We start from the raw sequence: 24,431 nt of genomic DNA, 5'->3' as shown, positions 1-24,431 counted from the left end.
CGCGAATCGGAAATCACAACCGGCCGAGTTCGAAACTTACCCCATCGGAATCAATCAGCAGGCGGCTGCTTTCACCCTGTTTCTCCTGGCGGGCCCACTCCACCAGTTGATAGAAAACATTGCGCGAAATCAGCGCCTCGAGATTATCGCGCACGTGCAGATACGGGGTCGGCTCGCCGCTGGCCGGGTCGGTTTCCACCCGGATCGGATGGCGCTCACCGGCCACCACGTGGCTGTCCACGTTGGTAGTGAACACCAGTTTATCGGCACCGTCGCCACTGACGAATTCGACCTGGGTGGCCACGAACGGCGCCACCTCGACCTGGATGCGCAGCTTCTCCACCGGCGTGACCAGGAAATAATCGTCGCCCTCGCGCAGCAGAATGGTGGAAAACAGCTTCACCATGCGGTGCCGCTCAATCATCGAGCCCTGATAGAACCATTGGCCTTCCCGGTCGATGCGCATGTCGATGTCGTCTTCGCGCTCCGGGTGCCATTGGTGCACCGGCGGCAGACCCTGTTCGTCCTTTTCCGCTTTTTCCAGAAGCGCGATCAGTTCGTCGGTTTTCGCCATTGGTCTCTCCTTGACAGCCCCGGCCCTGGCGGCCCGAGCCGACGGCCGGTTTATTTGCCGCGCTGGCCGCGATTGCCCATGCGGATACCGATTTCCACCAGGAAATCGAGAAAATCGTCCTTGTCTTCAATCAAACGCTGATAGAACGGCGATTGCATCAACGCCACCGCGCCGTGCGCCAGCGCCCAGGCGCTGCAGATATGATAGATCGCCGGCACATCCTCCAGACTGCCCTCCTGCACCCGCGCCTTGACGATGTGCGTGAGCCGTTCGAAATTGGACTCGCGAATGCGATGCAGTTTCTCCACCAGATCCGGTACCGCGTGATCCTTGATCACCTTGTTTTCCAGGCGGTCAAACAGCTGGTAACGCTGCGGGTCACTGATGCGAAAGCGAAAGTATTCCCGCGCCAGGGTTTCTTTGTCGTCGGTTTCGGAAATGTCGTTGAACAGCTCGGCCAGGTCTTCCTCGTAGCGCAGCATCAACAGCAAATAGATTTCGTTCTTGGTCTCGAAATGCTTGTAGATGGTGCCTTTGCCGATCCCCACCCGGTCGGCGATCATTTCCACCGTGACGCGGTCTTCCCCGAATTCCAGAAACAGCGCCAGCGCGGCGTCGAGAATCTGTTGCTCGCGTTGCCGAAACTCCTGCGCCTTGCGCGTGGCCTTTTCCAGATCCGCCATTGATTTCTCCTTATACGGTGACCCACGAGTCTAACCTATCCGGCCGGTGTCCACGAAGGGCGCGGCGGCGGATTCGGCATACTCCGTTCAGAGGGCTACAATCATTCGGGCTGCAACAGCCGTGCCCGGCCAGAATCGCATACGGCCAGGGGAACCTCTGAACCACGCCCTGCAACGATGATCTGCGACGATGATCTGCGAAGATGATAACAAAGGAGCTTCCATGGTGGACCTGCAAGCGGAATTTCCCCTGCGCGACGATGTGCTTTATCTCAACCACGCGGCGGTGGCGCCCTGGCCACGCCGTACCCGGGACGCGGTGCTCGCGTTCGCCGACGAAAACATCCACCAGGGGGCCCGTGATTACCCACGCTGGGGTGAGGTGGAGCAGCGCCTGCGTGAGCACCTCGCCTGGCTGATCGGTGGGGTCGACAGCCGCGATGTGGCGCTGCTGAAAAACACCTCGGAGGGGCTTTCGGTGATCGCCGAGGGGCTCGACTGGCAGGCCGGCGATCAGGTGGTGATCAGCGACCAGGAATTTCCCTCCAACCGGATTCCCTGGCAGGCGCTCGGCGACCGTGGCGTGGAGGTGGTGTCGGTGGATGTGGCCGGCGACGACCCAGAACGGGCGCTGATTGAGGCGTTCACCGAACGCACCCGGCTGGTGTCGATCTCGTCGGTGCAATACGGCACCGGCATTCGCATGGATCTGCCGCGCATCGGCGCCGCCTGCCGGCAGCGCGGCGTGCTGTTTTGCGTGGATGCGATCCAGAGTCTCGGCGCGGTGGCCTTCGATGCCCACGCCGCGCAGGCGGATTTCGTGGTCGCCGACGGCCATAAATGGATGCTCGGCCCGGAGGGCGTGGCGTTGTTCTACTGCCACCCCGACGCCCGAGAGCGGCTGCGGCTGCGCCAGTTCGGCTGGCACATGATCGCCAACGCCGGCGATTACGGACGCAGCGACTGGCGACCCGCCGACGACGCCCGGCGCTTCGAATGCGGCAGCCCCAATATGCTCGGCGTGCACGCCCTGGAAGCGTCGCTGTCGTTGCTGCGGGAGTTGGGCATGGCCGAGGTGGAGCAACGTTTGGGAGAGCGCGTCGATCATCTGTACGCGGCCCTGCAAGACGCCGGCGCCACTCTGCTGAGCCCGGCGCAGCCGGCCCGGCGTGCCGGCATTGTCACCTTCCGACTGGGCAGCGAAGCGCCCGGCACCACCCGCCAGCGCCTGCAGGCCGGGGGCGTGGTGTGCGCGGAGCGCGGCGGTGGCGTGCGTCTGTCACCGCATTTCTACACTGACTACCGGGTCATCGACCGCGCCGTGGCGCTATTGTAGGATAGCCGCAGTGACGTCGGGCGCGTTGAGCGCCCGTCAGCCGGGCGATGTGGCCGATGCCACGCGCCTGCTCGGCCGGCCTACCGCGCCGGGCATTTCTTTCATCACCGCCGGATTCCATGAACCCTCAACGACTCTACGAATGGCTCGCTGAACGTCTTCAGCGCCAGCCGGAAAGCAAGGACTGGCCGCTCGGCGACCTCGCCACCCAGCGCGCCCGGCTGCAGCCCTGTGACGTGCTGCTGGTGGACGGCGAGAGCCGCCTGGACCAGCGCCTGAAGATGATCTCCACCAGCCGTTTTTCGCGCGCACTGCTTTATATCGGCCGCCCTCATGACCTGGCCGACCCGGCGCTCAGGGCCCTGCTGGCGGACTACCTGCCCTGCGAGCCGGACACCCAGCTGGTGCTTGATGCCAGCCTGGAGCGGGGCTTGCGGGTGCGCGATCTGAGTCATCTGGATGGCTTGCATCTGCGCGTGTGCCGGGCACAGAACCTGGCCGCCGAAGAACGCCAGGACGCCCTGCGCTTCGCCATCAGCCGCCTGGGCAGCGGCTCGCAGCACTCCTGGAGTGCCCTGGCGTTGCTCTGGTTGCTGCCCTGGCGGTTACTGGGCCGCTCCTGGCGCCGGCGGTTGTTCAACCATTGGGCCAACGATCTGTTGCGGGTGATCACCGGCACCACCGCCGGCGAGGCGTTCGCTTTTATTCAGTTCCCGGTGCACCCGCTGGTCAAGGAGGCGAGCAATGGCTCGCGCTTGCTGCGGCTGCAACCGCGTGTGTTCCATGCCGCCGATTTCGATCACTCGCCCTACTTCGATGTGATCAAAGTGCCGTTTTTGCTGCAACAGATTCCCGCCGGCTTCACCGCCATTCCCTGGAAGGGCAATGCCGGCGCCCTGGCCGCCGAGCCGGAACGGCACCTCTCGCTGGTCGATTGAGGTCAGGCGTACGCCCGGCGCCGTACCCATAAACCCGACAACGCCGCCAGCAACCACAGCCCGCTGGCGCCACCGCCACCACCGCCGCCACCACTACCGTCATTCTGCGCGCGGGGGGCCTCCGTCGCCGCGCTGGCCGGGTTGGCGAACGCGCGGGTGTCGCCGGTGGGGAAATCCCCCTCCCGGCCGCCGCCGTCCACCTGCACCCGGCCAGCGCCCGCCCCGCTCAGGGTGAGGGTGCGGGTCAGGCTCTGCCCACGGGCCAGATCGCCCAGCTCGCAGCGTATCGGCCGCGTGCCCACGCAACCGGCCGGCAAGGTTCGCCAATCCCAGCCGGCCGGCAACAGCACACTGACCCATACCCCATGCGCATCGCGGTGCGTGGCCCGGTTGCTGACCCGCGCCTGAAGCCGCACATCGTCGCCGGCCAGCGCCACCGATGCCTGCACCGCCAAGTCGGGCAGATCGCTGAACACGGCCTGGAACGTCTCGTTGTCGGCGCTGTAGTAGTCGTGGCTGTCACTGATCGGCGTGACCCGGATCTGGCTGGCATAGCGGCCACCCCCGGCGGCGCTGAGCCGCAGCGTCTGGCTGCCACTGCTGGCCCCCAGCGTGACGGAATCGCCACCGCTGCAATCACTGTAGCCGTCGCCGGCCCGGCAGCCGAGATCGTCGGCGCGCACCCGCAGCCCGGCGTCGTGGAACAGCCGCAGGCCCACCCGCTCGGCGCCGTTGACCAGGCTCAGGTTGGTGATGCGGGATTGCAGCACGATCGATTCGCCGATGCCGGCGTACAGCGCGTCCGCCTCACTGAGGCTTTCCAGATCCACCATCGCGCCCCGCGAAGTGCGCTCGATCCAATCCAGATAGCGGTTCACCCGGGTGTACACCGCCGGGGCGCCGCTGGCGCACTGCTCGGTGCCATAGCTGGTCACGCCGGCCAACCAGGCGTGGCCGTCTTTTTGATAGATCAGCGGCCCGCCGCTGTCTCCCCGGCAGGTGTCCCGGGTGGCGGCCGGGTCAACCGCGCAAAGCTGTCCACTGCCCAGGTTGTTCCAATAGCGCGCGCAGCGCTGTGGGGAAACATAATCCAGTGCCGCCTGCTGCAAGGTGTCGGAGAGCGCGCTGTTCTCCGTGCGCCCCCAGCCCAGCGCCAGCAACGCGTCAGCGGTGTCACTGCTTTCCAGGGCGCGCATTTCCGCGGCCTTGGCCAGATCCAGGGGCCTCTGCCCGGAGGGCGATGCCAGCTCCAGCAGAGCCAGATCGTTGTGATAGACATCGCCCCGGTAGCCTTCGTGCACGTGCACGGCGCGCACCGCCAGCCGCTCCGGCGCATCGCGGGTGCGATCCAGATGCCCCAAAGAGACAAACAGCACCGCCGGCGATTGCGTTGCGCCGTCGCTGGTGCGCACGCAATGGGCGGCGGTCAGCACCCAGGCCGGCGCCACCAGGGTGCCGCCGCACAAGGTGGCACCCTGGCGCGGGTCGCCGGAACGGCTGATTTCCAGCTCCGCCATCCAGGGACGGGCTTCGCCCACACTCACCCCGCCAATGATTCTCGGCGTGGCCATGTCCGAAGCCACCGCGATGGCGCTCCAAGCCAGTAAACACGCCATTAAAAGTGCTTTGAAAAGAGTTGCGATGCCCATTGATCCCCCGGTTGTAATACCTTATTCGTACCGGAGGCCATACTATTGAACGGCAAATGACAAAAACAACCTACTCTTTTGATATCACATTGATATCAGTCAAAAGTGTGACAAAGGTTTGCCCGATGCCGTGCACCGACGCACATCCGCGCCGCCGGTGGCGCGTTAGAAGAACGGGTCGGACGGCGGACGCTTACCCCCCAAGCAGGCCGCTTGGACGCAAAGGCTCATTGCGTCGCCGCAATGCCTTGGGTGATGGGGTCTTATGTCGGCGTTTGGCGTTTGGCGTTTGGCGTCCGGCGTCCGGCGTCCGGCGACAGGCGTCCGGCGGCAGGCGTCCGATGGCGGGCAAAAGGGCAACAAACTTGATAAACACGGCACGAGCGGGTATTGCTGCTGGTGCGGTCCTCGACCCCTTTTTCCGTAGCAGCCCGGAATCGCCCATGCCATCCAGTTCCAGCAACGCCCGGACCTCGCGCCTGGCCCGCCATTTCACCCGTCGACCTGTTACCGTGGACGACGTCACCATCATCGATACCAGCGTGCTCAAACGGGCGGTCGGCGCCGCCGCGCTTGGCAACGCCATGGAGTGGTTCGATTTCGCCATCTACGGTTATCTGGCGGCGGTGATGGGGGCGGTCTTCTTCCCTTCGGAAAGCCCCCAGGTCCAGCTTCTGTACAGCTTCGGCGCGTTCGCGGTGGCGTTTCTGGTGCGACCGCTGGGCGGGCTGTTTTTCGGCCCGCTGGGCGACCGGGTGGGCCGTCAGCAGGTGCTGGCGGCGACCATGATCATGATGGCGATCAGCACTTTCAGCATCGGGCTGATCCCCAGCCATGAAAGCATCGGTGTCTGGGCACCGCTGTTGCTGTTGCTGGCACGCCTGGTACAGGGGTTCTCCACCGGCGGTGAATACGGCGGTGCCGCCACCTTCATCGCCGAATACGCACCGGACCGGAAACGCGGCTTTCTCGGCAGTTGGCTTGAGGTGGGCACCCTGGGCGGCTTCGTGCTCGGTGCCGGCCTGGTGAACGGCCTGACCTGGTGGCTGGGCAGCGACGCGTTGCACGCCTGGGCCTGGCGCATTCCTTTCCTGGTCGCCGGCCCGCTCGGCCTGGTGGGCTTGTATCTGCGTTTGAAGCTGGAAGAGACACCCGCATTCCGGCAGCAACTCAAGGAACACAGCGGCGAACAGGGCGCCCCCATCAACCAGCAGTTGCGCGATATTCTCAGCGCGAACCGGCGGCCGATGCTGCTCTGCCTGGGCCTGGTGTTCATGCTCAACATCGCCGATTACATGCTGCTCTCGTACATGCCCAGCTATCTCACCGCCACGCTGGGCTACAGCGAAACCGGGGGGCTGTTCGTGGTGGTGGTCGCGATGCTGTGCATGATGGTGATTACCCCGTTCGTGGGCGCGCTGTCCGACCGCATCGGGCGGCGGCCAATCTGGATCACCGCCTGCGTGGGGTTCTTTTTCCTGTCGGTGCCCTGTTTCATGCTGATCGGCAGCGGCGATCTGCTGTGGGTGTTCGGCGGCTTGCTGGTACTCGGCGTGCTGTTGGTGTGCCTGCTCAGTATCGTCGCCTCCACCCTGCCGGCGCTGTTTCCCACCGCGATCCGTTATGGCGGTCTGGCGATCGCCTATAACCTGTCCACCGCGCTGTTTGGCGGCACCGCGCCACTGCTGGCCACCTGGCTGGTGGACACCAGCGGCGATCATTACATGCCGGCGTTTTATCTGATGCTCGCCTCGCTGGTCGGGTTCGTGGCGATCTGGTACAGCGACGAAAGCGCGCGCCAGCCGTTGCAGGGCTCGCCGCCGGCGGCGGCCTCGCGGGCGGAAGCCCGGGAAATCGTGGCGGAGATGCGGGAACAACAGCCGGCCGCGCCAAAACAATCGACACCGGCCTCGACACCGGGAGGGTAATCCGGCGCCTGATGGCGCCAGATTGTTGGCCGAGGGACATAGCCCCGGGTGGGGAAATTACTTGATGATGCCGCAGGCCACGCGGGCCCCGCCGCCGCCCAGCGGTTTGGGCTGGTCGGAGTAGTTGTCGCCGCCTTCGTGGATCATCACCGCGCGCCCTTTCAGGTCGCTCATCTCCAGCCTCGGCGCCAGCACCGGCGTCACCGCCTGGCCGTCGTCGTTGACGTAGAGCGCGGGCAGATCACCCAGATGGCCCTCTCCCCAGGGCGTGCCGTGATGGCCCGCCTTGTCCGGATCGTAGTGGCCACCCGCGGCCACCGCCGCGGCCATGTCACCGTCTTTCTTGGCCGGCTCGCAGGAGGGGTTCTGATGCAGATGGAAGCCGTGCGGACCTTCATCGAGATTTTTCAGATCCGGCGTGAACACCACGCCGTACTCGCTCTGCTCGGCCTTGATGCTGCCGATCGGATCGCTCACGCCGTCGCTGTCCACGGCGTACATGTTAATGGTGGTGGTGGCCGCCTGAGCGCCGCCGATCATGGCGCCGGCGAATACACCGAGCAAAATACGCTGGTGGAATTGCATGAACATGCTCCTTCGCTGTCCGTGAAATGTGTAAACGCCGCGTGGGTACGCCGCGCACGCCTGTCCCGGCGTTCCCTTACTGTACCTTACCCGGACACCGAAGCACGCCCTGGGCGGCGAACCGTTGAACTTTTCAGCGCTTTTTTTATATTTTTACCTTTGTGGTTTTTTGATGGGAAAGGCTAATGAAAAAACACTACCCACCCTGCGAAAGCCCGCACTAAAGAATGGCATGGCACACTTTCCGGCGTGTTTTTATTCCTTATTATTATCAATTAAAAGATTTGGCCCTGTCATGTGGAATTGCCCTGCCCTCGACTTCACCCCGTTTGATCGAACAGGCGCCTCCGCGCTCCGATGAACGGGTTGTGAAGCCGCGTCGCCCGGCCCTAGTCTTGATCGGGCTTTACCCGCGGTGAACCCAACAGCAGGAGGCAGGCACCCATGGCCAAGAAGGCAAAGGCACCCAACAACACCCCTAACGGCACCCGCAAAAACAGCAAGATCGGTGATCAGAAAATCAGCCGCGGCCACGGCGGTGAAACCCACCAGCTGGCCGGGGGCGAGGTCCCTACCTTAACCACCAAGCAGGGCACGCCCGTCGCCGACGACCAGAATACCCTGCGCATTGGGGAACGCGGCCCCGCCGCTCTGGAAGATTTTCATTTTCGTGAGAAACTGTTCCATTTCGACCACGAACGGATTCCGGAACGGGTGGTGCACGCGCGTGGCTTCGCCGCCCATGGCTTTTTCGAAACCTACGATTCGCTCAAATCGCTGACCCGCGCCGACCTGTTCCAAACCAAGGGCCAGCGCACGCCGGCCTTCGTGCGTTTCTCCACGGTGGCCGGCAGCAAGGGCTCCGGCGATCTGGCCCGGGACGTACGCGGTTTCGCCGTCAAGCTCTACACCCAGGAAGGCAACTGGGACATCGTTGGCAACAACATTCCGGTGTTCTTTATTCAGGATGCGATCAAGTTTCCCGATCTGATCCACGCCGCCAAGGAAGAACCGGATCGCGGCTTTCCCCAGGCGCAAACCGCCCACGACAATTTTTGGGACTTTATCTCGCTGACGCCGGAAAGCATGAACATGGCGTTGTGGATCATGTCCGACCGCACCATTCCCCGTTCGCTGCGCTTCATGGAAGGGTTTGGCGTTCACAGCTTCCGGATGGTCAACGCGCGCGGTGAATCCAGCTATGTGAAATTTCACTGGAAGCCCAAGCTGGGTATGCAATCGGTGGTGTGGAATGAGGCGCTCAAGATCAACGGCATGGACCCGGACTTCCATCGCCGCGACATGTGGGGCGCCATCGAAGCCGGCGACTACCCGGAATGGGAGCTGGGCCTGCAGATTTTCGATGAAGCGTTCGCCGAGCAATTCGAGTTCGACATTCTCGACCCCACCAAGATCATTCCCGAAGAGCAGGTGCCGGTGACGCCGGTGGGCCGGCTGGTGCTGGATCGCAACGTGGACAATTTCTTCGCCGAAACCGAACAGGTGGCGTTCTGTACCCAGAACATCGTGCCCGGCATCGATTTCACCAACGATCCGTTACTTCAAGGCCGCAACTTCTCCTACCTGGACACCCAGTTGAAGCGGCTCGGCGGCCCCAACTTCACGCACATCCCGGTGAACGCCCCGAAATGCCCATTCCACACGCTGCAGCAGGATGGGCACATGGCGATGGAAAACCCTCGCGGGCGCGCCAACTATGAGCCCAACTCCTGGGGCGGCGCCGAAGGCGGCCCCCGCGAAGACCCGAAAAAGGGCTTCCAGAGCTGGCCCGCCGAAGAGGCCGGCACCAAGGCACGGTTGCGGCCGGAGAGCTTCGCCGACCATTACAGCCAGGCGCGCCAGTTCTACCTCAGCCAGACCGACGTGGAGCAACAGCACATCGCCGACGCCTTTACCTTCGAACTGAGCAAGGTGGAAACGCTGGCGATTCGTGAACGCATGGTCTCGCACTTGTTGAACGTGGACGCCGGGCTGGCGAAGACCGTGGCCGGCAATCTGCGCATCAAGCGCATGCCGCGCCCGGCGGACGCTGCCCGGCCTACCCGTGAAGATCTGCCTGCCTCGCCGGCGTTGAGCATTCTGCTGAACAGCGCCAATACCTTTAAAGGCCGCAAGATCGGTGCTTTGGTGACCGACGGCGTCGATGTGGCACTGGTCGAGGGGCTGAAGAAAGCCGCGGAGAAAGAAGGCGCCATGGTGGCCTTCGTGGCGCCTTCGGTGGGCGGCGTGGAACTCAGTGACGGCAGTTGGTTGGAAGCCGACGAAAAAATCGACGGCGGGCCCTCCGTGGTGTTCGACGCGGTGGTCGTGCTTGCCTCGAAAAAAGGCGCATCCGAGCTGGCGGGCATGCCGCCGGCGCGAGACTTTATCAGCGATGCCCTGGTGCATAAAAAATTCATCGGCTACAGCCCGGAAGCGCAAGCCCTGGTTCAGCGGGCCGGCCCCGACGATGAGCATGCGGAAGGCGTACTGGTACTGAAAAAACCGGCCGACACCGCCCGCTTTGTTCAGACCTGTCGGGCGCTGCGCTGCTGGCAACGGGCCTGATATCGCTGCGCCACGGTGAACAGCCATGTTGAATAATAACCGGGCCCGGCGCCGCGCCGCGGCCCTTCTTTTACCGCTGACCCGGCACGATAGGGATGGGGCCCAGCCATGCCACAGGTCTTTCGGCCCAGGGCCAACGCCCTGGCCTGGACAGTGCTGATCATTGCCGCCGCGCTGCTGGTCGTAGCGGTGTGTCTGGCGGCGCATTATTTCAGCTCGCCTTACTACAGCGGCGTGGATCGCACGCCGCCACAGCCGGTGCCGTTCAGCCATAAGCACCATGTCGGCGAGCTGGGGCTGGATTGCCGCTACTGCCACACTTCGGTTGAGGATTCCTCGTTCGCCGGCGTCCCGGAAAGCGAGGTCTGTATGACCTGTCACTCGCAACTGTGGACCAACGCCAGGCTGCTGGCGCCGGTGCGCGACAGTCTCAAAAACGACCGGCCACTGCGTTGGCAACGCGTTCATGATCTGCCGGACTATGTGCATTTCGATCACAGCGCCCACGTTAACCATGGCGTGCCTTGCCAGGCCTGCCACGGGCGCGTCGATGAAATGCCGCTGACCACCCAGAAGAAAACCCTGTTCATGCAATTCTGCCTGGATTGCCACCGCAATCCGGCGCCGCATCTGCGACCACCGGACGCGGTGTTCGAGATCGGCTGGCAACCCGCCGGCGTGCCCTCCGAAGCTCGCCAACGCTATGGCGAACGCCTGATGGCGCGCTATCACACCCCCACCACGGAACGTCTCACGGACTGCAGCCTATGCCATCAATAATTGCCCGCCAGAGCGATCATATCGACATCGCCGAGTTGCGCCGCAGATTAGCCGGCCGCCGCGGGCGTCCTTACTGGCGCAGTCTGGAAGAACTGGCCGACGCGCCCGGTTTTCAACAACTGCTGGAGGAAGAATTCCCACGTCTGGCGCCCCTGTGGCAAGGGCGGGTTTCCCGCCGTGGTCTGCTGGGTCTGATGGCGGCGTCGCTGGCGCTGGGCGGGCTGAGCGCCTGCAAACCGCAACCGGCGGAGCGGATCGCGCCCTACACCCGCCGCCCGGAAGACCTGATCCCCGGCCAGCCGCGCTGGTATGCCTCGGCGCTGACGCTGGATGGCTACGCCCGTGGCGTGCTGGTCAAAACCTTCGAAGGGCGGCCGGTGAAGATCGAGGGGCTGCCTCTGCATCCGGCCAGCCTGGGCGCCACCGACAGCATCGCCCAAGCGGAGATTCTCGGCCTGTACGACCCGGACCGCTCCCAGGCGGTGCATTACCAGGGCAACGCCAGCGGCTACCACGTTTTTCTGCGGCAACTGCGGGCCCGGGCGGCGCGCTGGGGCGGCGACGAACATCGCCTGTGCCTGTTGACCGGACCGGTCAGTTCACCCAGCCAGCTGACGTTGATCGAGAGCCTGCGTCAGCGCTACCCGGGGCTGCGCTGGTACAGCCATCAGCCGGTCTCCCGTCAGGCTGTGTACCAGGGGACCCGGCAGGCGTTCGGCGAAGCCCTGGAGCCGCGTTATCGTTTGCATCAAGCGCGGGTGGTGCTGACTCTGGACGCCGATCTCCTCGGCCAGGGTGGCGCCAAACTGGCCCATGCCCGCGCCCTGTTCGGCGGGCGTCGGCCAGCGCCGCGCGGGCCGATTCGCAACCGCCTGTATTGCATCGAAAGCACGCCCACCATCACCGGCGCCAGCAGCGATCATCGACTTGGCATCGAGGCCGATCGCATCAGCGCGGTGGCGGCGGCGCTGGCCGCGCGCCTTGGCGTGCCGGGCCTGAACAACGCGCCCACTCCATCGGGAGTCGACCCGGCCTGGCTGGACGCCCTCGCCGCCGATCTTGAGGACGCCGGCGCTCACGCCGTGGTGATCGCCGGCGACCATCAGCCGGCGTCACTTCATGCTCTGACCCATTTGCTCAATCACCGGCTCGGCGCCATTGGCACCAGCGTCGATTACGCCGAGCCAGTGCTTGGCCAGGCCGACGGCGATCTCACCGCGCTCAGCGAAGCGATTGATCAGGGCAACGTGGATGGCCTGCTGATGCTGGGCACCAATCCGCTCTACAGCGCTCCGCCTTCGCTGCAGTTCGAGCAGCGCCTGGCGCGCGTGCCCTTCACCGTTCACTGCGGCCAGTACCGGGACGAAACCGGGCGCGCGGCGCTTTGGCATTTGCCCCTGGCGCACCCGTTGGAAAGCTGGGACGACGCCCGCGCCTTCGACGGCAGCGTCGCGCTTATGCAGCCCACCATCGTGCCCATGTTCGGCGGCTTTACCGCACAGCAGGTGCTTGCCAGCTTCGCCGGTGACGCCCCGAGCGATGCCCGCCAGGCACACCGGAACGTCTGGCGGCGCCTGCTCGGCGACCACGATTTCGACGCACGCTGGCGCGCCGCACTGCAGCGTGGCTGGCTTGAAGACAGCGCCAGCGCCGCGCGTACCCCCACGCCGGCAGCGCAGGACGGTACGCTTGCCGCCACCGTCACCGGGCTCGGCGACGACGGTCTGATTCTGCAACTTCGCCCCGACCCGGTGTTACATGACGGCCACTACGCCAACAACGGCTGGCTGCAGGAACTGCCACGACCAATCACGCAACTGACCTGGGACGGCGCCGCGCTGATCGCCCCGGCCCTGGCCGAAAAGAGAGGGCTGCGCGAAGGCGAGAAAGTGACCCTGGCGCTGGCCGGCCAGCGGCTGTCGGTGCCGGTCTGGATTCAACCCGGGCAGCCAGCGGACGCGGTCACCCTGTTTCTTGGCCAGGGCCGCCGCGCGGCCGGCCGGGTCGGCAACGGCGTGGGCGTCAACGCCAGCGAACTGATGACCAGTGAAGGCGGCTACGATCGGCGCGGCCTGACCCTGCACAGCGAACAGGTGCGCTGGCCGCTGGCCAGTACGCAGCAGCATCACGCCATGGAGGGCCGCGACGTGCTTCGCGAAGCGACCTTGGAAGAGTTCCACCTGCAACCGGATTTCGCCCAACCGCCCAGCGAAGCGCCAATCTCCCGGTACCCGGAACACGACTATCCCGGGCACGCCTGGGGCATCAGCGTCGATCTGAGCAGTTGCTTCGGCTGCAATGCGTGCATCACCGCCTGCCAGGCGGAGAACAACATTCCCATCGTCGGCAAGGAAGAGGTCATGCGCGGGCGCGAGATGCACTGGCTGCGCGTCGACCGCTACTTCTCCGGCGCGCCGGACGCGCCACGAATGACCTTCCAGCCGGTGCCGTGCATGCATTGCGAAAAGGCGCCTTGCGAGTACGTGTGCCCGGTTGAAGCGACCCAGCACAGCAGCGAAGGCCTCAACGACATGGTCTACAACCGCTGTGTGGGCACCCGCTATTGCTCGCAGAATTGCCCGTATAAAGTGCGCCGTTTCAACTGGTTTCATTACACCGCGCAGGACACCGGGCTGGCCACCCCGGCCGCCGCCCACAACCCGGATGTGACCGTGCGCAGCCGCGGAGTGATGGAGAAATGCACCTACTGCGTGCAACGGATCAATCAAGCGCACATTCAGGCGCGCAATGAAAACCGGGACATCGCCGACGGCGAAGTCACCACCGCCTGCCAGCAGGTGTGCCCCAGCCAGGCGATCACCTTTGGCGACATCAACGACCCGCGCAGCGCGGTCAGCACCGCCAAGGCCAGCCCCCTTAATTACGCCATGCTCGGGGAACTCAACACCCGTCCGCGGACCACCTATCTGGCCGGCGTGCGCAACCCCAACCCGGCCATCGACGCCCTGCAGGCCAACGACGCGGCGGGCGGCGAGGAGGGCCCGGCGTGACCCGCGACGACGCGCCCCTGGCACCGGCACGGCTGGACAGTGCCACCCTCACCGATCGGGTGGCGGCCGTGGTGTTGCCCGCCCGCGCGCCACGGGCGTGGTGGCTGGCGTTGTTGTTGTCGGCGTTGCTTTCGCTGTTGTTTCTGACCGGCGTGGTCTATGTGTTGAGCGTCGGTGTCGGCGCTTTTGGCTTGAACATTCCAGTGGCCTGGGGCTTTCCGATCATCAATACGATCTGGTGGATCGGCATCGCCCACGCCGGCACCTTGATTTCGGCGGTGCTGTTGCTGACCCGCCAGGATTGGCGCGCTTCGATCAACCGGGGCGCGGAGGCGATGGCGATGTTCGCGATCGTGTTGGCCGGCAGCTACCCGCTGTTGCACCTGGGCCGGCCCTGGTTCGCGTATTTTCTTCTGCCGTATCCCAACATCATGGATCTGTGGCCACAATGGCGCAGCCCACTGGTGTGGGATTTTTTCGCCATCGGCAGCTACCTGCTGTTCACCATGAGTTTCCTCTACCTGAGCCTGCTCCCCGATCTCGCCACCCTGCGCGACCGCGCCCGCCACCGTGTTCAGCAACTGTTCTATGGCACCCTGGCGCTGGGCTGGCGTAACTCGGCGCGGCACTGGGCCCGCTACGAGCAGGCCAACCGGGTGCTGGCGGTAATCGCCGCGCCCATCGTGGTGTCGGTCACCGGCACCATTTCCATGGATCTGTCGGTGAGCATTGTCCCCGGCTTCCACTTCACCATCTTTCCGCCCTATTTCGTGGCCGGCGCGCTCTATTCCGGCTTCGCCACCACCGCCATCATCGCCATTATTCTGCGCAGCCTGTTCGGCTTCCGGGACGTCATCACCCGGGCGCATCTGAACCGCCTCGGCATCATGATGCTGTGCTTCGTGCTGGTGGTCGATTACGCCTACATGTGTGAAATCTTCACCGCCTTCTACACCGGCGAAGACTTCTATCGCAGCGTCTACTTTGATCGCTGGACCGGCCCTTATGCGCCCTACTACTGGGGCATGATCCTGTGCAACGTGGTGCTGGCCCAGGGCCTGTGGTTTCGCCGTTTGCGCGAAAGCGTGCCGGGTTTGCTGTGTCTGGCGCTGATCGCCGACATCGGCATGTGGCTGGAACGTTTTCAGATCGTTATCACCAGTACGCACAAGGATTACATGCCCAGCGCCTGGGACACCGTCACCCCGACCCGCTGGGACTGGTTGATCTACGCCGGCTCCATCGGCGTGTTCTTCTTTCTGTTGCTGCTTTTCATGAAACTCATGCCGGCCATTTCCATGCACGACATGCGCGACATGCTGCACCGGCGCCGGCACCGCCAGCCAAAGGGCAACCCACGGCGGGAGCGCAGCCATGAGTGAAATTCGCATTCATGGTTTGCTCGCTCGCTTCGCCGATACCGAGACCCTGCTGCTCGCCACCCGCGCGCTGCGTGGCGCCGGCTACACCCATCTGGATGCCTATTCGCCCCATCCCGTGCAGGGCTTGTCCGAAGCGCTCGCCATTGAGGACCACCGGGTGCCGGTGATCGCCCTGATCTGCGCGGTGCTGGCCGGCGCCGCCACGCTCGCGCTGCAGGTGTACGCCTCCTTGGATTATCCGTTCAACGTGGGCGGCAAACCGGTGGTCAGTTGGCCGGCTTACGTGATTGTCACCTTCGCCATGAGCATGGTCGGCGCCACCCTGGGGGCGCTGTTCTCGATGCTGTTGCTGAACGGCTTTCCCAAACCGTACCACCCCTTGTTCAACATCGCGGAGTTCAGCGACGCCTCCCGGGATGGCTTCTTCCTGTGCCTGCAGAGCAGCGATCCGCGTTTCGATGCACGGCGCGGTCGCGCCCTGCTGGAGCACCAGGGCGCGCTGCGCGTCTGGGAGGTGCCACAATGACGCTCCGAGCTTGCCGCCACCGGCGCGCCGGCACGGCGGCTGCGCTGATCCTGCTGAGTCTGTTGCTGAGCGCCTGCGAACAACCGGACATGGCCAATCAGCCACGCCTGGACACCTACCAGAGCGACAGCGGCTTCGCCGATGGCATGGCGGCGCGGCCGATCCCCGAAGGCACCGTGCACCGCGACCAGGCACTGAATGAACGGCCCACCCACAACCCGGCACCGATCAACCGGGGAACGTTGCACCGTGGCCGGCAACAGTTCGAGATCTTCTGCGCGCCCTGCCACGGCCGCAACGGCAGCGGCCAGGGGGTGATCGTGCAGCGCGGCTTCCCGGCCCCACCCAGCTATCACCTGCCGCGCCTGCGTCAGGCCAGCGACGCCCATTTCTATGATGTCATCACCCACGGCTACGGTGTGATGTATCCCTATGCCAGCCGCATCCGGCCCGCTGACCGCTGGGCAATCGTCACTTATATTCGCGCCCTGCAGCTGAGCCGCAACGCGCGCATCGACGACGTGCCCGAGGCGCTCCGGCCACGGCTTCGGGAGGCGCCACCATGAGCAGGATGTCCGCGAAGTCCCTGCCCAGCGTGGTGGCGGCCACCGCCGCCGTGTTGACCCTGCTCGGTGCCATCCTGGATGGGCGCGGTTTCATGGCGGTCTGGCTGGTGGCGGCGGTCACCGGATTGGCCCTGCCGCTCGGCGCCATGGCGGTGCTGATGACGCACAATCTCACCGGCGGCCGCTGGGGCGAGCCGGTGCGCGCGCCCCTGAAAGCCACCATCGCCACCCTGCCGGTGATGCTGGCGCTGTTCGTGCCGCTGCTGTTCAACGCCGACCTGGTGTTTGCCTGGGTGGCACCGGCCACACCGCTGCCCGAGGTGGTCGAGGCCAAGCGTTTCTATCTCAACGCGCCTTTCCTGTATCTGCGCTTCGGCCTGTACGCGGTCATCTGGCTGACCCTGGCCGTGCGCCTGAACGTGTGGCGCGCGGAAATCAGCCGGCCGACTTCCGCCAGCGCCGGCGGCCTGGTGCTGTGGGGCATTACCCTGACCTTTTTCAGCTTCGACTGGCTGATGTCCCTGGAGCCCACCTGGTACTCGGACATTGTTGGCCTGATCTTCATGGGCTCGGTGCTGTCGATGGCCCCGGCGCTGATGCTGCTGTTGCCGCGGGTCTATATTCACGGCGACCGTGAACCGCTGCTGGAAGGCGCCCGCCGTGACCTGGCCCACTTGTGGCTGTGCGCCATTCTGTTCTGGGCGTTCGTGGCGTTCAGCCAGTATCTGATTATCTGGAGCGGCGACCTGCCCCATGAAATCCGCTGGTACGTTCATCGCAGCGCCGGGGTCTGGGCCGCGATGGCGGTGGTGATGATGCTGCTGTGCGCGGTGCTGCCCTTTGTCGCCCTGCTGCCCGCCGCGCCGAAACGCCGGGGCCGGCTGCTGGCCGGCCTGGCGGCCACAGTGCTGCTCGGTCACTGCGTTGAATTCGGCTGGCTGATTCTGCCCGCCTACCCGCCGGCGTCGGCGGCGCTGAGCTGGCGCGCGCCGGTGGCGCTGGTGGCGGTGTTCGCCGTGCAATGGATGTTGATCGATGTTCACCGCGCCCGAGCCCGGCGCCCGGCGGCGGAGCGCTTCCATGACTGAGCAGCGTTCAGCAAGCCGCCACCCACAACCCGGCTACGAGCCTCGCGATGTCAGCCCGCGCCTGCCGCTGTACACGGCGATTGCCGTGCTGACGTTACTGGCGGTGCTGCTGGGCGGCATCGCCCTGGCCTTTCACTTTCGCGAGGGCACCCGGCTCTCCACCCGGGTGGCGGCGTTCTTTTCGCTGCCCCTGGCGGACCCGCATGCGGCCCGCCTGCAGGCATCCCCCGACGACGATCTGCAGCGCATGCGTGCGCTCGGCAGCGCCGATCTGAACCGCTACGGCTGGGTGGACCGGGACGCCGGCGTCGTGCACATCCCGATCGAGGAAGCGATGACCCTCTACATCAAGCGCGCTCCGGGAACCGATGATGATCACTCCGAGGCGCAACCATGAAGCGCCCGGGAGCAATGCTAAGCCGCCTGGCGCGGGTCCAGGCGCTACTGTGCCTGCTCGTGATCGGTGCCGCCGGCCATGCCGCCAATCAGGATGAGGCGCTCAGCCAGGCCAGCGTCGATCAGAAACCCGGGGCCCAGGTGCCGCTGGCACTGCGTTTCACCAATAGCGAAGGGAAAAAAGTGAGCCTGGCACAATTGATCGATGGCAAACCAACCCTGCTGGAGTTGGCCTGGTACAGCTGCCCGAATCTGTGCGACCTGTCCCTGCGGCGTCTCGGCAGCCAGCTCAGCGACGTTAAGTATCGGCCCGGCGAGGACTACCAGGTGGTGACCGTCAGCATCGACCCAGGCGAAGGCCCCCGGCAGGCCGCCCATGCCCGCCGCATGCTCGATCAGAGCTACCACGACGGCGACGGGGGCGGCCGCTGGCATGTGCTCACCGGCGACCGTGCCGCCATCGACAAGCTGGCGGCGGCGATCGGCTTTCGCTACCAGTACCACGCCGCCAGCGGCCAGTTCGCGCACCCGGCCGGGCTGGCCGTGCTCACCGGCGCCGGCAAGGTGTCTTCCTACCTGCTGGGCCTGCTGTTCGATGGCCACGATCTTCAATTGGCATTAACCCACGCCGCCAAGGGCGAGCTGGGATCGGTCACTGACCAGATCGTTTTGCGCTGCTTCCATTTCGATCCGGCCAAGGGGGTCTACACCCTCGATGTATTGCGTGTGCTCAATATCGCCTGCCTGCTCACGGTACTGCTACTGGCGATTCTGATTGGCGGCCTGTTCTGGCGGCGCCGTGTGCACGGAGGGCGAGCTGATGATTGAAGCGGGCGATCCCTGGCAACTGTTGATGTTCCCCGAGGCGGCGTCCTCGATTTCTTCGCGGGTAGATCATCTGTTCTGGGCCATGGTGGTGACTTGCGGCCTGGTGGTGCTGCTGGTGTTCGTGCTGTTGCTGGTGTTCAGCATTCGTTACCGGCGCGGCTCACGCGCCGACCGCACTCCTTCGGCGCGCTTGAACAGCAACCACTGGCTGGAGATCGGCTGGTCGGTGCCGGTGCTGGTCGGCTTTCTGGTGTTCTTCGCCTGGGGCGCGGTGCTCTATCTCGATCTTTACGACCCGCCCGCGCCGGCGGACGGCAACGTGCGCGAAATCAACGTAATCGCCAAGCAATGGATGTGGAAGTTTCAGCACCCCGAGGGCGTGCGCGAGATCAACGATCTGCACCTGGCGGTGGGTCAGACGGTGCGTTTGCGAATGACCTCCCAGGACGTCATCCACAGCTTTTTCGTGCCCGCGTTTCGGATCAAACAGGACGTTCTACCGCGCACCTACACCGAGTTGCAGTTCACGCCCACCAAGGTCGGGCGCTTCCATTTGTTCTGCGCCGAATATTGCGGTTTACAGCACTCCGGCATGACCGGCGAAGTGGTGGTGATGTCGCCACCGGCGCTGCAAGGCTGGCTGGATCGCCAGGGGCAGACCCGTACTCCCGAGCAAGACGGCGCGCGCTTGTTTCGCAGCTATGGCTGCAGTGGCTGCCACGCCCCGGATTCGTCGGTGCATGCGCCGAATCTGGCCGGTCTGTACGGCAAACCGGTGCCGCTGGCCAACGGCACCACGGTGCGCGCCGACGCGCAATACATCCGTGATTCCATCCTGCTTCCGAGTAAACAGGTGGCCGCCGGCTACCCGGCGATCATGCCCTCTTTCCAAGGCCAGATCAGCGAGGCGGACGTGCTCAAACTGACCGCCTATATCCAATCCCTGACCGAGCAGGAGACCGATCCGCCATGAGCGCCCTATCCCGCACCGACGCCGCCGAGCCGGCCAGCTATCTGAACGCCGGTTACGGGCTCAAGAGCTGGCTGCTGACGCTCGATCACAAGCGCATCGCCTGGCTCTATTTCATCAGCATCACCGGGTTTTTCTTCCTGGGCGGCGCCGCCGCCACGCTGATTCGCCTGGAATTGCTGACACCGGCCGGCGACCTGCTCAGCGACAACGCCTACAACCAGATGTTCTCGTTGCACGGCATCGTCATGGTGTGGTTTTTCCTGATTCCGTCGATCCCCACCACGATGGGCAATTTCCTGCTGCCATTGATGCTGGGCGCGCGGGACATGGCGTTTCCGCGTTTGAACCTGCTGAGCTGGTATGTGTTTATTCTCGGCGGCCTGTTCACGCTGACCGCGGTGGTGGCCGGCGGCATTGATACCGGCTGGACCTTCTACACACCGTACAGCACCATGTTCTCCAACGGCGCGGTGCTGGCCGCCGCCACCGGTGTGTTTATCGTCGGCTTTTCCTCCATTCTCACCGGCATTAATTTTATTGTCACCACGCACAAAATGCGTGCCCCGGGGCTCACCTGGTTTCGCCTGCCGCTGTTCGTATGGGCGCAGTACGCCACCAGCGTCATCATGGTGCTGGCCACCCCGGTGCTGTCGGTGACGCTGGTGCTGCTGGGCATTGAGCGCGCCTTCGGCATCGGCATTTTCGACCCCGCTCTGGGCGGCGATCCGGTGCTGTTCGAGCATCTGTTCTGGTTCTACTCCCATCCGGCGGTGTACATCATGCTGCTGCCAGCGATGGGGGTGGTCAGCGAGTGCATCGCCTGTTTCGCCCACAAACGGATCTTTGGCTACAAAGTCATGGCGTTTTCGATTCTCGCCATCGCCCTGTTTGGCTTTCTGGTGTGGGGGCACCATATGTTCGTTTCCGGGCAGTCGATTTACGCCGGGGTGGCGTTTTCCCTGCTCAGCTTTCTGGTGTCGGTGCCCTCGGCACTGAAGATCTTTAACTGGATCGCCACGCTCTACAAAGGCCAGATCCGTTTCGACGCGCCGATGTTGTTCGCGCTGAGTTTTATCGGCTTGTTTCTGATTGGCGGGCTCACCGGCATCTTCGTGGCCACCCTGGCGCTGGATGTGCAAATGCACGACACCTACTTCGTGGTGGCGCATTTTCATTACGTGATGGTGGGCGGCATGGTCTCGGCGTACATGGCCGGTTTGCATTTCTGGTGGCCGAAAATCACCGGGCGGCTGTACCCGGAAATGTGGGCGCGCGTGTCCGCGATCATCGTGTTCGTCGGTTTCAATCTGACGTTCTTTCCGCAGTATATTCTTGGCTGGGCGGGCATGCCGCGCCGTTATCACGCCTACGCCGACGAATTCCAGCTGCTCAATGTGTTTTCGTCCGCCGGCGCCGGCCTGCTCGCGGTGGGCTACCTGCTGCCGTTGCTCTACCTGATCTGGTCGCTGCGTTACGGCGCCCGCGCCAGCGCTAACCCCTGGGACGCGCGCGGGCTGGAATGGACGGTCTCTTCACCGCCGCCGGTACACAATTTCGCTCGCGTTCCAAGGGTCGAACACGAGGCTTACGCCTATGACCAGCCGCAGTAATCGCACCACCGTGATCATCGCCCACCAGTTCGAGAGCGCCGATCAACAGCTCGACGCCGACCTGCTGGGCATGTGGCTGTTTCTGGTCACCGAACTGCTGTTGTTTTCCGGCGCCTTTCTGGCGTTCTCGGTCTATTACCATCAGTACAGCGAGGCGTTCAGCGCCGCCGCCGGCGAGCTGCACTGGCTGTTGGCCGGCTTCAACACCGCCCTGCTGCTCACCAGCGGCCTGACCGTGGCCCTGGCGGAACAGGCCGCGGTGGAAAACAACCGCCGCGCCACGCTCGGCCTGTTGGCGCTGACCATCGCGCTGGGCCTCGCTTTCCTGGCGCTCAAGGGCTACGAATACCACAGCGAATACCGGGCCGGCCTGATTCCGTTTCTGGATCAGCCGTTCGCGTTCGACGGCCCCGACCCGATCCATGCCATGCTGTTTTATAACTTTTACTTCACGCTCACCGGCCTGCACGCACTGCATATGATCATTGGGTTGTCAGCGATGGGCGTGATTCTGGTGTCCGGTTACCGCTGGCGCGACCGCCACCGGGTGGCCCGGCAGGTGCGCATCGCCGGGTTGTACTGGGCGTTCGTCGATATCGTCTGGGTGCTGGTGTACACCAGCCTGTATCTGGTGGGGCGCTGATCATGACCGATAAGCCACAAGCAAACGCCAAGGACGCCCGCGTGCGCCGCCACTTTTTTACGCTGTATCTTTTTTTGTTGGCCGCCCTGGCAATCAACATGGGTTCCACGCTGCTTGACCTGGGCGTCGTCGCGGTGCCCCTGCGCCTGGCCATGGCCGCTCTGATGGCGGCATCGATCGCGCTGATCTTCATGCGCCTGCGCGACAGCGCCGTGTTGGTGAGGCTGGTTGCCGCCACCAGCCTGTTATGGGTGGTGTTTTTGTTCGTGTTGAGTTTCTCGGACTATCTGACCCGTTAGGGCCTGCTTCAATGCGGCGTTCAACACGGCGTTCAATGCGGCGTCACCAGCTCCGACTTATGGTGCGAAGGGCCCACCGTATGGCGCGGCTTGAAACTGTCCGGGTCGGCGGCGTGCCACCAGTCCGCATAAGGGGTGGCATCCGCATCGGTGAGCAGGCTGTCGGGCGCCAGGAATGGATACAGCTTATCCAGGGTGACCATTTCCGTGGCGCTGTGGCGGTGAAACAGGTGGTGGGGATGCAGCTCCCCGGGGTGATCGAGACCGGCGGCGGCGATCAGTTCGGCGAGATGCTCCAGGGTGTGGAAATGAAAGTTGCGCACGCGCGGGGCTTTGTCGGCCACCACCAGGCCACGCTGGCGGCTCGGGTTCTGGGTGGCGACACCAGTGGGGCAACGGTCGGTGTGGCAGTTCTTGGTCTGCACGCAGCCCAGGGACAGCATGAAAGCGCGCGCCGCATTGCACCAGTCGGCCCCCAGCGCCAGATTGGCGGCCAGGGTGTAGGCGCTGTACACCTTACCGCTGGCGGCCAGGCGAATCTCACCGCGCAGGCCGGTGGCCACCAGAGCGTTGCGCACGAACAGCAGGCCCTCGCGCAACGGCATGCCGATGTGATCGGAAAATTCCTCCGGCGCCGCGCCGGTGCCACCTTCGGCGCCATCGACGACGATAAAATCCAGCCGCAGGCCGGTTTCCAGCATTGCCTTGCACAGCGCCAACACCTCCCAGGGGTGGCCGACGCACAATTTCACGCCCACCGGCTTGCCGCCGGCGTCCTCGCGCAGCGAGGCGGCGAATTCAATCAATTCGCGCGGCGTGGAGAACGCGGTGTGATAGGCCGGCGAAACGCAATCCTCACGCATGGGGATCTTGCGGGTGTCGGCGATTTCCCGGGTGATCTTGGCGGCCGGCAGCACGCCCCCATGGCCGGGCTTGGCGCCCTGGCTCAGTTTGATCTCGATCATCTTGACCTGATCCTGGCGCGCCTGCTTTTTAAACAGTTCGCGGTCAAAGCGGCCCTGATCGTCCCGGCAACCGAAGTAACCGCTGCCGATTTCCCACACCAGGTCGCCGCCGTGGCGGGTGTGATACGGGCTGACCCCGCCCTCGCCAGTGTCGTGGTAAAAGCCGCCCTGCCGGGCGCCCAGATTGAGCGCCTCGATGGCCGGCGCACTCAGTGAGCCGAAGCTCATCGCCGACACATTCAACAGCGACACGTCATAGGGCTGTGTGCACGCGGCGCCGCCCACGCGCACGCGGAAATCCGCGTTTGCTTTAGGGCGCGGCGCCATCGAGTGCGTCACCATCTGGTAGTCGCCGTCATAGACATTCAGATCGGTGCCAAACGGCTTGGCATCCACCGCGTTCTTGGCGCGCTGATAGATCAGCGAGCGCTCATCACGATTGTAGGGCCGCCCTTCGCGATCATTCTCGACGATGTACTGGCGCAGAAAAGGACGCAGGAATTCGAACATCCAGCGAAAGTGCGCCAGCAGCGGATAGTTGCGCATCAGCGTGTGGCGATGCTGGAACAGATCCCAGACACCCAGACCGGCGAGCAACCAGAGCACGCCGGCCAGCGGCCACAACCAGCCAATGTGAGGATGAAGAACCAGTGCGGTGGAGGTAATCAGGGCCAGCGCGATGGCGGCCAGCAGAGAGCCGAAACGGGCCAATCCGGAGGTGGTGCCGGACATCAATGCAATTCTCCCTAATGACGTGTCGTTGCCGCGAAACGCGGCTTTCATCACGCTAGCGCAAAGCCCGCACCGGCACCAAGGTTAAACGGTAAAAACTGGCGAAACATTGAGCGCCGGACGCGTGACGCCAGACGCCGGACGCTAGTTCCGCGTGCTTGATCGACGGAGACTCGGACGTCAGACTTTTGTGGAGCAGCGCAAGATCGCGCCCACTACCCCCTAATTTTTGGTTCATCGCGGATTGACGGGAAAGTGTTCCGCGTTATCGGGTTCGCTGGGCGGTGGCGGTGTTCTGAGGGTGAATCGAGGACAAGGTGGCCCCGCCCGGGACACGCTACGAGCACGTCCCTGTGCGCTCGGGTTTGGCC

The 24,431-nt window shown here is 64.4% G+C and carries 21 protein-coding genes; 16 read left to right on the top strand and 5 right to left on the bottom strand.

The window, feature by feature from the left end:
* Positions 1-13: 13 nt before the first annotated feature.
* Positions 14-574 (bottom strand): DUF1285 domain-containing protein, encoded by a 561-nt coding sequence (locus tag CGS25_RS15885; RefSeq protein WP_101676060.1) that lies wholly within the window; start codon positions 572-574, stop codon positions 14-16.
* A 50-nt stretch (positions 575-624) separates the two neighbouring features.
* On the bottom strand, positions 625-1,257 hold the full coding sequence (locus CGS25_RS15880) for a TetR/AcrR family transcriptional regulator (RefSeq protein ID WP_089032412.1): 633 nt from the start codon (positions 1,255-1,257) through the stop codon (positions 625-627).
* A gap of 223 nt (positions 1,258-1,480) precedes the next feature.
* Here CGS25_RS15880 and CGS25_RS15875 point away from each other — a divergent pair, with 223 nt between their 5' ends.
* Together CGS25_RS15875 and CGS25_RS15870 are read left to right on the top strand one after the other, a co-directional pair.
* Positions 1,481-2,593, top strand: coding sequence for an aminotransferase class V-fold PLP-dependent enzyme (locus CGS25_RS15875; RefSeq protein WP_101676059.1), 1,113 nt, complete (start codon positions 1,481-1,483; stop codon positions 2,591-2,593).
* A 119-nt stretch (positions 2,594-2,712) separates the two neighbouring features.
* Entirely contained in the window at positions 2,713-3,531 is an 819-nt protein-coding gene (locus CGS25_RS15870; protein WP_089032414.1) for a hypothetical protein, read from the top strand.
* Between the two features lie 2 nt (positions 3,532-3,533).
* On the opposite strand, the gene CGS25_RS15865 is transcribed toward CGS25_RS15870, so the two are convergent.
* Positions 3,534-5,147, bottom strand: a complete 1,614-nt coding sequence (locus CGS25_RS15865; RefSeq protein ID WP_232802446.1) for a serine protease — start codon at positions 5,145-5,147, stop codon at positions 3,534-3,536.
* Positions 5,148-5,623: 476 nt separating this feature from the next.
* On the opposite strand from CGS25_RS15865, the gene proP reads away from it, so the two are divergent.
* Positions 5,624-7,108 (top strand): glycine betaine/L-proline transporter ProP, encoded by a 1,485-nt coding sequence (proP, locus tag CGS25_RS15860; RefSeq protein ID WP_089032416.1) that lies wholly within the window; start codon positions 5,624-5,626, stop codon positions 7,106-7,108.
* Between the two features lie 57 nt (positions 7,109-7,165).
* Here proP and sodC read toward each other — a convergent pair whose 3' ends face one another.
* Positions 7,166-7,693 carry a superoxide dismutase [Cu-Zn] SodC gene (gene sodC, locus CGS25_RS15855; RefSeq protein WP_255406644.1) on the bottom strand — a complete coding sequence of 176 codons (528 nt, stop codon included), beginning with the start codon at positions 7,691-7,693 and terminating at the stop codon, positions 7,166-7,168.
* A 444-nt stretch (positions 7,694-8,137) separates the two neighbouring features.
* On the opposite strand from sodC, the gene CGS25_RS15850 reads away from it, so the two are divergent.
* From CGS25_RS15850 to CGS25_RS15790, 13 genes are all read left to right on the top strand, one after another.
* Positions 8,138-10,261, top strand: a complete 2,124-nt coding sequence (locus tag CGS25_RS15850) for a catalase (protein WP_101676057.1) — start codon at positions 8,138-8,140, stop codon at positions 10,259-10,261.
* A gap of 108 nt (positions 10,262-10,369) precedes the next feature.
* Positions 10,370-11,041, top strand: a complete 672-nt coding sequence (locus tag CGS25_RS15845; RefSeq protein WP_101676056.1) for a cytochrome c3 family protein — start codon at positions 10,370-10,372, stop codon at positions 11,039-11,041.
* On the top strand, positions 11,029-14,052 hold the full coding sequence (locus tag CGS25_RS15840) for a TAT-variant-translocated molybdopterin oxidoreductase (protein ID WP_101676055.1): 3,024 nt from the start codon (positions 11,029-11,031) through the stop codon (positions 14,050-14,052). Before CGS25_RS15845 ends, CGS25_RS15840 begins: the two co-directional genes overlap by 13 nt.
* A complete protein-coding gene (gene nrfD, locus CGS25_RS15835; protein ID WP_089032421.1) occupies positions 14,049-15,434 on the top strand; it encodes an NrfD/PsrC family molybdoenzyme membrane anchor subunit in 1,386 nt (461 codons plus the stop codon). The genes CGS25_RS15840 and nrfD overlap by 4 nt, the downstream gene beginning before the upstream one ends.
* Entirely contained in the window at positions 15,427-15,960 is a 534-nt protein-coding gene (locus tag CGS25_RS15830; RefSeq protein ID WP_101676054.1) for a DUF3341 domain-containing protein, read from the top strand. Before nrfD ends, CGS25_RS15830 begins: the two co-directional genes overlap by 8 nt.
* Positions 15,957-16,526, top strand: a complete 570-nt coding sequence (locus CGS25_RS15825; protein ID WP_101676053.1) for a c-type cytochrome — start codon at positions 15,957-15,959, stop codon at positions 16,524-16,526. The genes CGS25_RS15830 and CGS25_RS15825 overlap by 4 nt, the downstream gene beginning before the upstream one ends.
* Positions 16,523-17,614 carry a hypothetical protein gene (locus CGS25_RS15820; protein WP_157933852.1) on the top strand — a complete coding sequence of 364 codons (1,092 nt, stop codon included), beginning with the start codon at positions 16,523-16,525 and terminating at the stop codon, positions 17,612-17,614. Before CGS25_RS15825 ends, CGS25_RS15820 begins: the two co-directional genes overlap by 4 nt.
* Positions 17,607-18,011: a hypothetical protein gene (locus CGS25_RS15815; protein WP_157933851.1), complete on the top strand. Its 405-nt coding sequence runs from the start codon at positions 17,607-17,609 to the stop codon at positions 18,009-18,011. The genes CGS25_RS15820 and CGS25_RS15815 overlap by 8 nt, the downstream gene beginning before the upstream one ends.
* On the top strand, positions 18,008-18,838 hold the full coding sequence (locus CGS25_RS15810; RefSeq protein WP_157933850.1) for an SCO family protein: 831 nt from the start codon (positions 18,008-18,010) through the stop codon (positions 18,836-18,838). The genes CGS25_RS15815 and CGS25_RS15810 overlap by 4 nt, the downstream gene beginning before the upstream one ends.
* The gene (gene coxB, locus CGS25_RS15805; protein ID WP_198588826.1) at positions 18,831-19,811 is read left to right on the top strand and encodes a cytochrome c oxidase subunit II; all 981 of its coding nucleotides are present in this window, start codon (positions 18,831-18,833) and stop codon (positions 19,809-19,811) included. The genes CGS25_RS15810 and coxB overlap by 8 nt, the downstream gene beginning before the upstream one ends.
* The gene (ctaD, locus tag CGS25_RS15800; RefSeq protein WP_089032428.1) at positions 19,808-21,421 is read left to right on the top strand and encodes a cytochrome c oxidase subunit I; all 1,614 of its coding nucleotides are present in this window, start codon (positions 19,808-19,810) and stop codon (positions 21,419-21,421) included. The genes coxB and ctaD overlap by 4 nt, the downstream gene beginning before the upstream one ends.
* Entirely contained in the window at positions 21,405-22,064 is a 660-nt protein-coding gene (locus tag CGS25_RS15795) for a cytochrome c oxidase subunit 3 (RefSeq protein ID WP_101676050.1), read from the top strand. The genes ctaD and CGS25_RS15795 overlap by 17 nt, the downstream gene beginning before the upstream one ends.
* Before the next feature lie 2 nt (positions 22,065-22,066).
* Entirely contained in the window at positions 22,067-22,363 is a 297-nt protein-coding gene (locus CGS25_RS15790) for a cytochrome C oxidase subunit IV family protein (RefSeq protein ID WP_101676049.1), read from the top strand.
* A gap of 32 nt (positions 22,364-22,395) precedes the next feature.
* On the opposite strand, the gene CGS25_RS15785 is transcribed toward CGS25_RS15790, so the two are convergent.
* The gene (locus tag CGS25_RS15785) at positions 22,396-24,060 is read right to left on the bottom strand and encodes an FMN-binding glutamate synthase family protein (protein ID WP_089032431.1); all 1,665 of its coding nucleotides are present in this window, start codon (positions 24,058-24,060) and stop codon (positions 22,396-22,398) included.
* Between the last annotated feature and the right edge of the window lie 371 nt (positions 24,061-24,431).

Origin of the sequence: Alloalcanivorax mobilis, from assembly GCF_002864685.1 — a bacterium.
GTDB classification, from domain to species: domain Bacteria; phylum Pseudomonadota; class Gammaproteobacteria; order Pseudomonadales; family Alcanivoracaceae; genus Alloalcanivorax; species Alloalcanivorax mobilis.
Note: the sequence above shows the minus strand (reverse complement) of the source record. Positions and strands in the feature narration are given on the sequence as shown.

Excerpts from the sequence above, each read along its gene's own strand:
- CGS25_RS15885 (WP_101676060.1), bottom strand. The coding sequence starts at position 574 with ATGGCGAAAACCGACGAACTGATCGCGCTTCTGGAAAAAGCGGAAAAG.
- CGS25_RS15880 (WP_089032412.1), bottom strand. The coding sequence starts at position 1,257 with ATGGCGGATCTGGAAAAGGCCACGCGCAAGGCGCAGGAGTTTCGGCAA.
- CGS25_RS15875 (WP_101676059.1), top strand. The coding sequence starts at position 1,481 with ATGGTGGACCTGCAAGCGGAATTTCCCCTGCGCGACGATGTGCTTTAT.
- CGS25_RS15870 (WP_089032414.1), top strand. The coding sequence starts at position 2,713 with ATGAACCCTCAACGACTCTACGAATGGCTCGCTGAACGTCTTCAGCGC.
- CGS25_RS15865 (WP_232802446.1), bottom strand. The coding sequence starts at position 5,147 with ATGGCGTGTTTACTGGCTTGGAGCGCCATCGCGGTGGCTTCGGACATG.
- proP (WP_089032416.1), top strand. The coding sequence starts at position 5,624 with ATGCCATCCAGTTCCAGCAACGCCCGGACCTCGCGCCTGGCCCGCCAT.
- sodC (WP_255406644.1), bottom strand. The coding sequence starts at position 7,693 with ATGCAATTCCACCAGCGTATTTTGCTCGGTGTATTCGCCGGCGCCATG.
- CGS25_RS15850 (WP_101676057.1), top strand. The coding sequence starts at position 8,138 with ATGGCCAAGAAGGCAAAGGCACCCAACAACACCCCTAACGGCACCCGC.
- CGS25_RS15845 (WP_101676056.1), top strand. The coding sequence starts at position 10,370 with ATGCCACAGGTCTTTCGGCCCAGGGCCAACGCCCTGGCCTGGACAGTG.
- CGS25_RS15840 (WP_101676055.1), top strand. The coding sequence starts at position 11,029 with ATGCCATCAATAATTGCCCGCCAGAGCGATCATATCGACATCGCCGAG.
- CGS25_RS15830 (WP_101676054.1), top strand. The coding sequence starts at position 15,427 with ATGAGTGAAATTCGCATTCATGGTTTGCTCGCTCGCTTCGCCGATACC.
- CGS25_RS15825 (WP_101676053.1), top strand. The coding sequence starts at position 15,957 with ATGACGCTCCGAGCTTGCCGCCACCGGCGCGCCGGCACGGCGGCTGCG.
- CGS25_RS15820 (WP_157933852.1), top strand. The coding sequence starts at position 16,523 with ATGAGCAGGATGTCCGCGAAGTCCCTGCCCAGCGTGGTGGCGGCCACC.
- CGS25_RS15815 (WP_157933851.1), top strand. The coding sequence starts at position 17,607 with ATGACTGAGCAGCGTTCAGCAAGCCGCCACCCACAACCCGGCTACGAG.
- CGS25_RS15810 (WP_157933850.1), top strand. The coding sequence starts at position 18,008 with ATGAAGCGCCCGGGAGCAATGCTAAGCCGCCTGGCGCGGGTCCAGGCG.
- coxB (WP_198588826.1), top strand. The coding sequence starts at position 18,831 with ATGATTGAAGCGGGCGATCCCTGGCAACTGTTGATGTTCCCCGAGGCG.
- ctaD (WP_089032428.1), top strand. The coding sequence starts at position 19,808 with ATGAGCGCCCTATCCCGCACCGACGCCGCCGAGCCGGCCAGCTATCTG.
- CGS25_RS15795 (WP_101676050.1), top strand. The coding sequence starts at position 21,405 with ATGACCAGCCGCAGTAATCGCACCACCGTGATCATCGCCCACCAGTTC.
- CGS25_RS15790 (WP_101676049.1), top strand. The coding sequence starts at position 22,067 with ATGACCGATAAGCCACAAGCAAACGCCAAGGACGCCCGCGTGCGCCGC.
- CGS25_RS15785 (WP_089032431.1), bottom strand. The coding sequence starts at position 24,060 with ATGTCCGGCACCACCTCCGGATTGGCCCGTTTCGGCTCTCTGCTGGCC.